The sequence below is a fragment of the Kitasatospora sp. NPDC127116 genome, assembly GCF_042677365.1.
Taxonomy (GTDB): Bacteria; Actinomycetota; Actinomycetes; order Streptomycetales; family Streptomycetaceae; genus Kitasatospora; species Kitasatospora lactacystinica.
The window spans coordinates 1-12,247 of sequence record NZ_JBHXTL010000023.1 but is presented as its reverse complement, the minus strand read 5'-3'; the positions used below and the strand labels follow the sequence as shown (position 1 = coordinate 12,247).

Here is a 12,247-nt window from a genome sequence, read left to right as displayed (position 1 = left end):
GCGTTCCCCTTGGTGGGGCGCAGAAGCAGCCGCCAGAGCAGCGGCGGGTCGAGGATGCGCAGCGCCCGGGTGACCTCGCGGCCGAAGCCGGCGCTATTGAGCTTCGGGGTGTCCCTGCGCGGACGGTAGCCGCGCCGGCGGCGGTCACAGGCAGCGGAGCAGCGCCGGACGGTCCCTGGTGCGGACGGCGGGGAGCCAGGCGGTGGTGGGTCCCGGCAGGCGGATGCGGTACCAGAGGGTGGAGACGAGGTCCTCCTCGTTGATGACGGGGAGGCCGGTCGGGAGTTGGCAGTCGGCGTCGAGGGTGTCGTTGTGCCAGACCCGCACGGGGACGACGTTGTCGGCGGTGTAGGGGCGCAGGGGGTCGACGGCGAGGCCGAGGCTGCACTGGGGGTCGCGGTCGGTGCGGTCCTGACAGCCGCGTTCGGTGTTGAAGACCCGGATGTGGGCGGGCTGTCCGGACGGTCCCGGGTGCGGCCAGAGGGCAGTGCCGGTGACGGCGACCGTGGCGCAGGAGGCCAGGGCCAGCAGAGCGGTGCGAGGGCGAGGGGTCGGGCGGCGCGCGCGCCGCCCGGGGCGGTGGGCGCGGATGCGGGCGAGCAGGCTCTCGGCGGTGTGCGGGGCGCGGGCGGCGTGGGTGGGGGCGAGACAGTCGGCGGCCAGGGCGCGCCAGAACGGGGGGACGGCGGCGGCCAGCCGCAGGGCGGCGCGGCCTTCCGCGTACTGCTGGGTGGCGGCGCAGCGGGCGGCGGAGGTGGCGCCGGGGAACGGCCGGCCGCCGGCGGCGAAGACCTCGTGGATCACGATGCCGAGCGCCCAGATGTCAGCGGTGGTACGGACTTTGACGCCGTGTTCGCCGAGTGGTTCCTTCCAGCGTTCCGGCGGGAGGTAGTCGGGGGTGCCCATCGGGGAGCCGTGGCCGTGGGTGCCGGTGAGTTCGATGGCGAGGCCGAAGTCGGAGAGGCGGACCTCTCCGTCCGCGCCGATGAGGACGTTCTCCGGCTTGAGGTCGGTGTGGACCCAGCCGGAGCGGTGCAGGTGGGCCAGGCCCTCGCAGATGCCGGTGACGATCCTGGCGCCGTCGGCCTCGTCGATGCCGATGGCGAGCAGGTCGCGCAGGGTGCACCGGGCGCGTTCCATGACCAGGACGATCGCGCCGTCGAGCGAGGGCTGGTCAGGGGCGGCCAGGACGATGGCATCGAGCAGCCGCACCAGCCGGGGGTGCGGGGCGGTACGGCCCAACTCGGCTTCGCGCCGGGCGGCTTCGGCGACCTGGCGGGCCTGGCGGGGCGCGAGTCCGGCGGTCAGCAGCACCTTGAGGGCGACCGTGTCATCCGCCCCGCCCCCGCCGTCGGCCCGGTGGGCGGCGTATACCGTCGCCCAGCCGCCCTCACCGATCAGCCCGGTGACGGTCCACTCTCCGACCCGGTGGCCGGTCGGCAGCAGTTCCTCGCCGTCCCCGGGGAAGGCTGGGTTCTGCGGCATGGCCGGCCCTCCCTACCGTCCGGACCGGCCGGGTCCGGGGTCCGGCAGGAGCACGAGGTGCTCCTCGCGGACGATGCCGAACTTCAGGGCGAGCCCCACCACGGCCTCGCGTTTGCCGCCGCGGCGGTCCGCGCGGTCGCCGTCGGGCAGGTCGATGCGGAGCTTCTCGGCGGCGAGATAGTCGAGGTGCGAGCTGACCGCGCGGGCGGTGAGGCGGGCGCAGGAGGGGTGGCCGTGCAACCGCGCGACCACCTGCGGGGTGGTGGGCACGGTGGCGAGGGAGTGGTCGCGCAGCCATGGTTCGCAGAGCGCGACCAGGACCAGGAAGTAGGTGGCGGTCTCGTCCAGCGAGTACGCCGTCATGGTGCGGCTCTCCCAGGAGCCGCCGCGGGCGTCCAGGTCCAGGTAGACGTGGTCGGGCGCGAACACCTGGAAGGACAGCGGGGTTTCCCGCCGGGAGGGCAGCACCACCCGGGAGAACTCGAAGGGGATCGGCGCGCCGACCCGCCGTGGCGGCACCCGCAGGTATTCGCCGGCGCCCTCCGGGTTCTCCACCAGGTAGGCGTGGGAGTTGCTGAGGTTGCTCAACTGCCAGTGGTCGTCGGTCGCGTGGATCTCACCGGCCAGCCGGGAGACCGACTCGTCGCCGAGGCGCAGTTCCACCGGCCTGTGAGCGGAGCCGCGGCCGAAGCGCGCCCGCTCTCCCGGACCGAGTCGTAAGGTCACCGTGTCGCCGCCGTTCCCCGCCGGCAGGTGGACGACAATCCCGCGCACTGCTCCTCCGTCCCGCGCACCGCTCCCCGTGTCGCGCGCCGACTCTTGCCGGACGGACGAACGGTACCTCTTCGCGTACGACAATAAACCGGAGCGGCAGGCTACTTGACAAGGTGGAAGCGGAGTGCACGGGTGTTCGGTCAGAGCATCGGCGCCCCCGGACGCAGCGGTGCCACCGGGCGGTCGCCGAAGGCGGCCCACGGTCGCCAGCCGCCGCCGGGACGGTCCTGAACGCGGGTGCGCAGCCGGCCGTCCTCGGTCACCGCGAAGACGTGCAGCCGTCCGGTGGAGTCGGCCGCGGCCGAGGGCGGCGCGGCGAGCACCGGGCCGGGCTCGCCGAAGTCCTCGCCGAACACGCCCGCAGGCTCCCAGGCTCCTGCGGGCGCCGACTGCCAGCGGTGGGCCAGCCGCTCGCCGCCGGGGGAGAGGGAAAAGGCCTCCAACCGGCCGTCCGCGCCGGCGATCGTCAGTGGCGCCGCGGTGGACCAGCCGAGCAGCGGCTGCCAGGCGTCCCAGCCGCCGCTGGGCACCGACTGGCGGCGCTGGAAGGCGGCCGTGCCGGAGGGGGCGATCGCGGTGACGTTCAGCCGCCCGGTGCCGTCGCGGGACACCCGCGGCGAGGCCCCGGCGGGCGTCCCGAAGCGTTCCCACGCGGACCAGGCGCCGCCGGCCGAGGTCTGCCAGCGGTGCAGCAGCGCCGCGCCGCCGGGCGAGAGCACGAACACCTCCAGCCGGCCGTCGGCGTTGGCGGCGACGACCGGCGGAGCGCCCACCGGGCCGCTGAAGCCCGCGTCCCAGTCGTCCCAGCCGGTGGAGCCGGGCGAGGCCTGGCGGCGGCGGGCGATCAGGGCGCCGTCGGGGGCGAGGGCGAAGACCTCCAGCCGGCCGTCGGCGTTCCGGGCGACGGCGGGGGCGGCGCCGGCCGGGCCGCCGAAGACCTCCCAGTCCGACCAGCCGCCGTCCGTCCGCTGGACGCGGTGGTGCAGGTCGGTGCCGTCGGGGGCGAGCGAGAACACCTCCAGTCGGCCGTCGGCGTTGCGGCCCAGCACGGGCACCGCGCCGGCGGGCGTCCCGAACACCTCCCAGTCCGACCAGGTGTCGGATTCCGGGTCGGTCTGGACACGGCGCAGCATCGACCGGTCGGCCGCGTCGAGGGCGAACACGTTCAGCCGGCCCTGGACGTCCGGGGCGGCGACCGGGTTGTCCGGGCTCTGCCAGGGCGGCGGGGTGGACCGCCAGTCCAGCGGCGCCAGGTACAAGCCGCGCCGGAACCAGCCGGCGGCGCTCGCCCACCACTGCCGCCCGTCGGTGACCACCTCCACGGCGTGGCCCGGCACATGGCCGGCGCGGCCGTCGAGGGAGAAGCGGAACGGGTCGCGGGAGGCGAGGACGTCGGTGCCCTCGTAGCCGTTGCGCGGTCCGAGGAACAGGTAGTACCAGCCGTCCCGGGCCACCACGAAGGGCGACTCGGTGATCGAGACGCCGTCCGCGGCGGTGGCCGCGTCGGCGAAGGCCACGCCGGGCTCGCTCCAGGTCAGCAGCCCGGTGGAGCGCCGGTAGCAGACCTGGTGGTGCCCGCCGGGGGCGGACAGCTCGGTGTAGTACATCACCCACTGGTCGCCGATCCGCAGCACCATCGGATCGCGGGCGGCGGTCCCGCGGAACAGCGGCCCGGACGGCAGCCTGGTCCAGGTGGACAGGTCGGTGGAGGTCGCGGCGTTGATCGCCGCCCCGGCGCGCCCGCCCGCCGCGTAGAACATCCAGTGGACGCCGCCCGACTCGACGACGTGCGGGGCCCACAGGTGCTCCTCGCCGAAGTAGGACGGGTCGACGGTCAGCGCGTCCGGGTGGCTGCTCCACGGCCCGGCGGGGGAGGACGCCGAGGCGTGCGCGAGCGAGACCTCGGCGGCGCTGTCGGGCGCCTGCCCGGGTGGTGCGCTGTCGCCGACGATGCTGAACAGGTGCCATCGACCGCCGGCCCGGACCAGGGTGTGGTCGTTGAGGTAGCGGCGGTGCGTGGTGGAGGGGTCGTAGACCTGCTCGAACGGGCCGGCGCCGACCCACAGGTGGGGCGGTTCGGCAGCGCCGGCGGATGCCGCTGAGGCGGTGCGGCCCGGGAGCGGGAGCACGAGTGCTCCCGCTCCGGCCGCCCGCAGCAGGCCGCGCCTGCTGATCGGGTGCATTGCTGTGCTCCAGGGGGTTACCGGCGTGGTCAGCCGACGGCGGGTCCGTGGGTGGTGTTCAGCCAGGCCCATTCGGACCAGGTGGAGAAGCCGGTCTGCCACTTGTGGTGGACCCCGTCGGTGTTGGAGCCGAACACCTCGATCCGGCCGTCGGCGTTGTTCGCCGCGCCGATCTCGGTGCCGCCGGTGCCGAAGGTGTCCCACTGGCCGTACGGGGCGTTGAGGCCGGTCTGCCAGATGTGCTGCGCCGTACTGCCGTTGATGGCGAACACCTCCACCCGGCCGTCCGGTGAACGTCCACTGGTCAGCCGGGAGTCGGCGGGGCCTCCGGTGGCTTCCCAGCCGGACCAACTGGTGGGGTCGGTCTGGTACTTGTGGTAGACGCCGGCGGGTCCGGAGGCGAAGACCTCCAGGCGGCCGTCCTGGTTGTGGCTGACGGTGAGGTCGTGGCCTCCGGTGCCGAAGTCGTCCCAGGCGGACCAGGTGCCGTTGACGGCGGTCTGCCACTGGTGCTGGAAGGTGCTGCCGTTGAGGGCGAACACTTCCAGGCGGCCGTCGGGGGCCTTGCCGAGTTCGATCTCGCTGTTGGCGGGGCCTCCGCCGGTGGCCTCCCAGCCGGACCAGCCGCTGTTGGGTGCGGTCTGGTACCTGTGGAAGACGCCGACCGGGCCGGAGGCGAAGACTTCGAGGCGGCCGTCCTGGTTCGTGCCGACCGCGATGTCGTGGCCGCCGGTGCCGAAGTCCTCCCAGCCGGACCAGGCGCCGGAGGGCTGGAGCTGGTAGCGGTGCTGGAGGGTGGTGCCGTTGATCGCGAACACCTCCAGTCGGCCGTCGGCGTTCGGACCGATGGCGAGTTCCGCGCCGGCGGGGCCGCCGAGGTCCTCCCACTCCGACCAGCCGCCGTTGATCGCGGTCTGCCAGGCGTGCGAGATGCCGTTCGCGCCGGCGGCGAACACTTCGAGGCGTCCGTCCGCGGACCGGGCCGAGACCACCCGGCCGGACTCCGCCGGATACTCCAGCGGCGCGGGGCCGGGCTCGTGGTGGCCGAGCCGGTCCACGGCGGCCCGTGCCTCGTCCATGTGCCGCAGGTGCGCGCCCGCGCTGTAGGTCGACCACTGGTGCCAGTCGAGGCCGCCGTTGGAGATCTTGTAGGCCGCGTCGGCGTTGCACTGGGCGTCGTAGGCGCACGCGTCGGAGACCTCGCTGTGCCAGTGGTCGTTGATCTCCCACAGGCCGCGGTCGGTGGAGGTGTCCGGGGTGTTGCCCTGGGTGTTGGAGGCCAGCGGGTTGCAGCTGGACTCGGCGAGGCCGACGGCGATCGCGGTCACCAGGGCTTCGCCCCGGAAGCCCGCCCGGTAGCCGACCTCGGCGCACAGGTCGCTGCCGGTGGCGGCCGGCGCGGAGGGGGCGGCGACCATCAGGCCCGCCGTCACGCCCAGCGCGGCGAGCGTGGACAGCAGGGTGCGTTGCGCTCTGGTCACGTGAGGGCTCCTTGGCCGACGGCGGGTCCGTGGGTGGTGTTCAGCCAGGCCCATTCGGACCAGGTGGAGAAGCCGGTCTGCCACTTGTGGTGGATCCCGTCGGTGTTGGAGCCGAACACCTCGATCCGGCCGTCGGCGTTGGTGGCGGCGCCGATCTCGGTGCCGCCGGTGCCGAAGGTGTCCCACTGGCCGTACGGGGCGTTCAGGCCGGTCTGCCAGATGTGCTGGGCGGTGCTGGCGTTGATGGCGAACACCTCCACCCGGCCGTCCGCGGTCTGCTGGCTGGTGAGCCGGGAGTCGGCGGGGCCGCCGGTGGCTTCCCAGCCGGACCAACTGGTGGGGTCGGTCTGGTACTTGTGGTAGACGCCGGCGGGTCCGGAGGCGAAGGCTTCGAGTCGGCCGTCCTGGTTGTGGCTGACGGTGAGGTCGTGGCCTCCGGTGCCGAAGTCGTCCCAGGCGGACCAGGTGCCGTTGACGGCGGTCTGCCACTGGTGCTGGAAGGTGGTGCCGTTGAGGGCGAACACTTCGAGTCGGCCGTCGGGGGCCTTGCCGAGTTCGATCTCGCTGTTGGCGGGGCCTCCGCCGGTGGCCTCCCAGCCGGACCAGCCGCTGTTGGGTGCGGTCTGGTAGCGGTGGAAGACGCCGACCGGGCCGGAGGCGAAGACTTCGAGGCGGCCGTCCTGGTTCGCGCCGACCGCGATGTCGTGGCCTCCGGTGCCGAAGTCCTCCCAGCCGGACCAGGCGCCGGAGGGCTGGAGCTGGTAGCGGTGCTGGAGGGTGGAGCCGTTGATCGCGAACACCTCCAGCCGGCCGTCCGCGTTGGGACCGATGGCGAGTTCCGCGCCGGCGGGGCCGCCGAGGTCCTCCCACTCCGACCAGGCGCCGTTGATCGCGGTCTGCCAGGCGTGCGAGATGCCGTTCGCGCCGGCGGCGAACACTTCGAGGCGTCCGTCCGCGGACCGGGCCGAGACCACCCGGCCGGACTCCGCCGGATACACCAGCGGGGCCGGGCGGGGGCCGCTTCCGGGGACACAGGGCACGGTGACGCCGCGCTCCGCGAGATAGGGCTCCGGGTCCGTGCGCATGGACGCGTTCGGGTCGGCCCAGACCCGCAGGTGCAGGTGCGGGCCCGTGGAGTTGCCCTCGCTGCCCATCAGCGCGATCTGCTGGCCGGCCGTCACGTCGTCGCCCTCGAACACGTCCCGCCGCTGCATGTGCCCGTACTCGGTGATGGTCCCGTCCGGATGCAGGATGCGGATCCACTGGCCGTAGTCGGGCGTCGTGCCGGAGAGGACGACCCTGCCGTCGCCGGCCGCGTAGATCGGGGTGCCGTAGTCGTTGGCGATGTCGATGCCGTTGTGCTCCTGGGAGTAGTGCTGGGAGATCTGACCGCGGGCCGGGCAGGCCGCCGCGAACCCGGCGGCCAGGGCGGGAGCGGCCGCGGCGGGAGCGGCCGGCACGGTGAGCGGCAGCAGCAGGGCGGCCGCGGCCCGGGCCGACCACGAGGTGAGGGAGACCATCGAAGTGCCCCTCACGCCTTGCGGAGGCGGCCGATGATGCCGTCGATGTCGCGCTGCATCATGTCCGGGCGGATGAAGTGGCCGCCCGACTCCTCGTGGGCCTCGTAGGGGATGCCGGCGCCGTCGAGCAGGGCGCGGAACTCCCGCTGGCCGGCCAGCACTTCGGTCTCGTTGAAGGTGTCGAAGGGGTTGGTCGGGTCGGGGCTGGTGCCGGCGACCAGGAAGATCCGCTTGTTGCGGTAGCTCTCCAGGCGCTCGACCGGGTTGTCGGCGGTCACCCTGGCCTGGTCCCACAGCGGCATGCCGTAGATGCTGCCGCCGGCCAGGTCCTGCACGGCGGAGGAGACGTTGGCCCAGTGCGCGAGCGCGCCGCTGTGGAGGCGCAGGCTGGCCGGGCCGGAGTGGGCGCTGACCGAGGCGAAGTGACCCCAGTACTTGGCGGCGTACTTCAGGGCGCCGAAGCCGCCCATGGAGAAGCCGGAGACGGCGCGGCCCTCGGGCTCGGCGAAGGTGCGGAAGTTGGCGTCGACCCAGGGGATCAGCTGATTGATGTGGAAGGACTCCCAGTTGCGGGGGCCGACGTTGGTGCTGACCGGGTTGGAGTACCAGCCGGCCTGCCCGCCGTCGGGCATCACGACGATCAGCGGCTTGCCGATGGTCCAGTCGCGGACACCCCGGCGGTCGAACTCGATGAAGTCCTGGAGGCCGCCGTGCAGCAGGTAGAGCACCGGGTAGGTGCGGCCGCTGGTGTGGTAGTCGTCGGGAAGCAGCACGTTGACGGCCGGCTCCCAGCCGATCTCGGCGGTCCGGAAGCGGTAGTACCACATCCGGGCGTCGCCCTCGTTGCGGTCGGAGATGTGCAGGCCGAAGCCGTCGTCGGCCGCGCGAGCGGCAGAGGCAGTCGCGAGGACGCTCGCGCCGCCGAACGCCAGCGCGGCGCCGAGCCCGCCGGCGGACTTGAGGATGCTCCTGCGGGTGGGGTTGTTCGCGGTCACCGTGACCTCCTGAAGGCGCGTGATGGCGGCCCGTCCGGACCGCCGGAACTCCGACGGTCCGGACGGTAGCCACGCGCCGCAGGGCCTGGGAACCCGGAACCATACGGACTGACAGCGACGGCTCCGGGCGTGGAGACTGAGGGGCTGTTGTCCGGACTCGAGGAGCGTGTTCTCGCCCGGTCATATCGGTGAACTGACCCAGGTCATCCCATCCGAGTTGGTGGATGCAGTACTGGAGCGAGATCGGAGCGCGCGAGTGACGACGTCGGCGCCCCCTCTCGCGTCGAGGTGGACTTCGTGCTCGCACTCGGAACGTTCGAGCATCTGGGCACCGGACTGCTGTGGGGAAAGATCCCGGCCGGACTGGCCGCCGGGGTGCCGCAGCCGTCGGAGAAGGCACTTCGTGATCTGCGTCGGCGAGTCGGGGTGGCTCCGCTCAAGCGCCATGCTTGCCCCATTGCGAGATGTGACATGTCACGCCCTATTGATGGCATGTCAGGGGCCGTGAGAGCATGCGTTCGACGCGCCCCAGCCGCCTCCCCCTTCCCCCGCCTGCTGCGCGCCCGTCTGCCTTCCCCCCACTAAGGAACGACGTTGCGCCTGCCCTCACGCATGCCCAGACTGCTCGCCGCGATCGCGGCGGGCACGGCTCTCCTCGGCCTGGCCGCCGGTCCCAGCCTGGCTGCCACCCCCACCGCCGAGGCCGCCTCCCGTACCCAGCGGGCCCCGGCCGGCTTCCTGCCGCCCACCGGCGCCGCCGCGACGGACCCCTCGGAGCACGGCGCACCGCAGAGCCGCCGGCTGACGCCCGAGCAGCTCCCGCCGCTCGGGCTGCCCGTCTCGCCCGAGTCCGCTTCCTCCGCAACCGCCTCGGCGAAGGCCTCACCGCAGGCGCTGTCCGCGGCCCCGCCGGTCGCCCAGTCGTGCACCCCGGCCGACTTCAGCGCCCGCTCCGGTGCCGCGCTCGTCTCCTTCGTCAAGGCTTCGGCGCCCAAGTGCATCGGCTCCCTGTTCTACACCTCCGGCTCGGAGGCCTCGGCGGTGTTCCGCCAGAGCCAGATGGCGACGATCGCCGACGCCTTCCGGGACGCCGCCGCCACCTACCCCGGGGACAACTCGACGAGCGCGTGGCAGCTCGTCCTGTTCCTGCGCGCGGGCTACTACGTGCAGTCCAACGACCCCCAGTGCATCCCGGGCTTCGACAAGTCGCTCACCGACGCGGTGGCCCGCGGCATCGACGCGTTCGTCGCCGGCCCGCACTTCACCGACGTCACCGACGCGAACGGCGAGGTCGCGAACGACGTCGTCATCCTCACCGACAGCGCCAAGCTGCAGGCCCGCTACCTCAGCACCTACAGGCAGGTGCTGAACGGCTACAACAGCTCGTACGACGGCTCCAGGAGCATGGTCACCCTCGTCAACAGCGTCTTCACCCCGCTGGACCGAGGCCACGACAACAACCCGGACTTCCTCGCCGCCGTCTCCGCGGACCCGAGCATCATCGACACCCTGAACGATTTCACCCTCAAGCACCGGGCCCTGCTCGGCACCGACAACGCGGTCCTGGACGCCAACGCCGCCCGCGTGCTCACCCGCTTCGTCAAGTACCCGGCCTTCCAGGGCAAGGTGCGGCCGCTGGTCAAGGCACTCCTCGACGGATCGTCGATCACCGGCCCGACCGCCCCGCTGTGGGTCTCCACCGCGAGCATGGCCGACTACCTCGACCCGGACCAGTGCTCCACCTACGGCATCTGCGACCTGAACAAGCGGCTGATCGCGGCGTCGCTGCCGGTCCGCCACACCTGTGATGCCACCCGGACCATCCTGGCCCAGGACCTCACCCCGGCAGACCTCGCCGCCGTCTGCGCCGACCTCAAGGGCGAGGACGCCTTCTTCCACAACCTCGTCCGCGACAACGGCCCCATACCCGGCCAGTACGAGTCGTCCGTGCAGATCGCCGTGTTCGCCGACAAGGCGAACTACCAGACCTACGCCGGAGCGATCTACGGCGCCAACACCAACAACGGCGGCATCACCCTCACCGGGACACCGACCGACCCGGCCAACCAGCCCGTCACCATCATGTACCGGCACCCCACCGACAACGGCTTCACCGCCCGGATCTGGAACCTCAACCACGAGTACGCCCACGTCCTGGACGCCCGTTACAACCTCAAGGGCGGCTTCACCCAGCAGACCAGCGTCCCCGACCTGTGGTGGATCGAGGGCGTCGCCGAGTACGTCTCCTACACCTACCGCGGCGTCACCGACACCAACGCGGTGATCCAGGCCCCCAAGCACACCTACCCGCTCAGCACCCTGCTCCAGAGCACCTACCTCAACAGCGACTCCACCCGCGTCTACCACTGGGGCTACCTCGCCGCCCGCCACATGATCGAGCGGTACCCGAGCGTCGTCCAGGGCATGCTCCACTACTTCCGCACCGGCGACTACGCCCGCGGTTACGCCTACTACAACGGCATCGGCTCCGCCTACGACGCCGGCTTCAACACCTGGCTCGACACCTGCGCCACCGACACGTGCCTGAGCGCGGGCACGCCGACCGCCGCCTTCGACAGCACCGTCACCGGCCTGACCGCGCAGCTGACCGACCGCTCCACGGTGACCGGCGGCAAGGGCACCATCACCTCCCGCACCTGGAACTTCGGCGACGGCACCACCTCCACGGAAACCGCTCCGTGGAAGACGTACGCCACGCCCGGCACTTACACCGTCACCGTGACCGTCACCGACAGCAACGGGAAGACCGCCACCGCGGCCAAGTCCGTCACGGTCGCGGCCCCCGCCGCTCCCACCGCCTGCACCGGGGCCGACTCGCGGGCCATGGACCGCAACTGCTTCCGGACCGACCGGTCCGCCGCCGCGGGCGAGCAGGACAAGCTGTACATCTACATGCCCGCCGGCACCGTGACCCTCAACGTCACCACCACCGGCGGCACCGGCACGGCCTACCTGTACTACAGCGCCGACACCTGGGCCTCGAACACCGCCCACACCGCCTCCTCCACCAAGAGCACCGGCGCTCAGAGCATCACCGTCACCAACACCACCGCCGGCTACCGCTACATCACCCTCTACGGCAAGACCGCGTTCAACGGCGTCACCGTCACCACCCAGTACTGACCCCCGGCACACCGGCGCGAACATCCCCGCCGCAACACCGGACGGGGGCGTTCGCGGCCGCGTTCGGCCAGGTCGACGGGGTGCGGTGTCAGGTCTTCGATCTCGCCGCGGGCCAGGGTGAGCGGGGCCGCGCTGATCCGCCGGGCCGTCGCCGTGCCCTGGCCGAGGCGCTGCAGTGACCGTCGGCCGATCCACCCAGGCGAGCAGCGCGGCGACGACGGTGAAGGCGGCGAGCAGCAGCGAGCGCGTGAGCAGGTCGCCGAGGACGGTGTGCTGGAAGTCCTCAAGGCGCTGGGCGGGGCTGGTGACCGCGGCGGGGGTCTCGAAGCGGGTCCGTCGGTGCGGAGGTGGGCGCCGACGGCGCCACCACCTGCGACTCGGCTCAAGGTTCCGAACCGACCCGCCGATGGAGCGAAGAGCCGGAGAGGCCGCCTCCACCTGCTGGTGGAAACGGCCTCTTCGGTCTGTGAAATCGCGGTCGGGTGGGCGTGAACCCGCGAACCCTCGGCTCCCTGGCGGTCCGTCAGCCGGCCGGAAGGCGCGGGGTGCGCGGCGGTTCCGTGCGGCGGCGCCCGGTCGTCTCGAAGGCGGCGGCGAGCTGGAGCAGCAGGTTGTCGTCGTAGGCGCGGCCCGCGAAGGTCAGCCCCACCGGCATGCCGATGTCG

8 protein-coding genes are annotated in these 12,247 nt (G+C 72.6%); 2 read left to right on the top strand and 6 right to left on the bottom strand.

The window, feature by feature from the left end; genetic code table 11:
* Positions 1-144 precede the first annotated feature (144 nt).
* The 6 genes from ACFVHV_RS12425 to ACFVHV_RS12400 all read right to left on the bottom strand — a co-directional run bounded on the left by ACFVHV_RS12425 (position 145) and on the right by ACFVHV_RS12400 (position 8,438).
* Positions 145-1,485, bottom strand: a complete 1,341-nt coding sequence (locus ACFVHV_RS12425) for a serine/threonine-protein kinase (RefSeq protein ID WP_359903837.1) — start codon at positions 1,483-1,485, stop codon at positions 145-147.
* Positions 1,486-1,497: 12 nt separating this feature from the next.
* Entirely contained in the window at positions 1,498-2,259 is a 762-nt protein-coding gene (locus ACFVHV_RS12420) for a serine/threonine protein kinase (RefSeq protein ID WP_359903834.1), read from the bottom strand.
* A 140-nt stretch (positions 2,260-2,399) separates the two neighbouring features.
* Positions 2,400-4,442: a glycosyl hydrolase family 32 gene (locus tag ACFVHV_RS12415; protein WP_380351027.1), complete on the bottom strand. Its 2,043-nt coding sequence runs from the start codon at positions 4,440-4,442 to the stop codon at positions 2,400-2,402.
* A 29-nt stretch (positions 4,443-4,471) separates the two neighbouring features.
* Positions 4,472-5,860, bottom strand: a complete 1,389-nt coding sequence (locus tag ACFVHV_RS12410) for a hypothetical protein (RefSeq protein WP_380351069.1) — start codon at positions 5,858-5,860, stop codon at positions 4,472-4,474.
* Between the two features lie 59 nt (positions 5,861-5,919).
* Positions 5,920-7,443 carry a peptidoglycan DD-metalloendopeptidase family protein gene (locus tag ACFVHV_RS12405; protein WP_380351025.1) on the bottom strand — a complete coding sequence of 508 codons (1,524 nt, stop codon included), beginning with the start codon at positions 7,441-7,443 and terminating at the stop codon, positions 5,920-5,922.
* Positions 7,444-7,454: 11 nt separating this feature from the next.
* Entirely contained in the window at positions 7,455-8,438 is a 984-nt protein-coding gene (locus ACFVHV_RS12400) for an alpha/beta hydrolase-fold protein (RefSeq protein ID WP_380351023.1), read from the bottom strand.
* A 288-nt stretch (positions 8,439-8,726) separates the two neighbouring features.
* Here ACFVHV_RS12400 and ACFVHV_RS12395 point away from each other — a divergent pair, with 288 nt between their 5' ends.
* Both ACFVHV_RS12395 and ACFVHV_RS12390 read left to right on the top strand, forming a co-directional pair.
* Positions 8,727-9,023 carry a hypothetical protein gene (locus ACFVHV_RS12395; RefSeq protein ID WP_380351022.1) on the top strand — a complete coding sequence of 99 codons (297 nt, stop codon included), beginning with the start codon at positions 8,727-8,729 and terminating at the stop codon, positions 9,021-9,023.
* 27 nt (positions 9,024-9,050) lie between these two features.
* A complete protein-coding gene (locus ACFVHV_RS12390; RefSeq protein WP_380351020.1) occupies positions 9,051-11,582 on the top strand; it encodes a collagenase in 2,532 nt (843 codons plus the stop codon).
* The last annotated feature ends 665 nt before the right edge of the window (positions 11,583-12,247 follow it).

Coding starts and splice junctions, on each gene's coding strand:
- ACFVHV_RS12390 (WP_380351020.1), top strand. CDS start 9,051: ATGCCCAGACTGCTCGCCGCGATCGCGGCGGGCACGGCTCTCCTCGGC.
- ACFVHV_RS12415 (WP_380351027.1), bottom strand. CDS start 4,442: ATGCACCCGATCAGCAGGCGCGGCCTGCTGCGGGCGGCCGGAGCGGGA.
- ACFVHV_RS12410 (WP_380351069.1), bottom strand. CDS start 5,860: ATGGTCGCCGCCCCCTCCGCGCCGGCCGCCACCGGCAGCGACCTGTGC.
- ACFVHV_RS12405 (WP_380351025.1), bottom strand. CDS start 7,443: ATGGTCTCCCTCACCTCGTGGTCGGCCCGGGCCGCGGCCGCCCTGCTG.
- ACFVHV_RS12425 (WP_359903837.1), bottom strand. CDS start 1,485: ATGCCGCAGAACCCAGCCTTCCCCGGGGACGGCGAGGAACTGCTGCCG.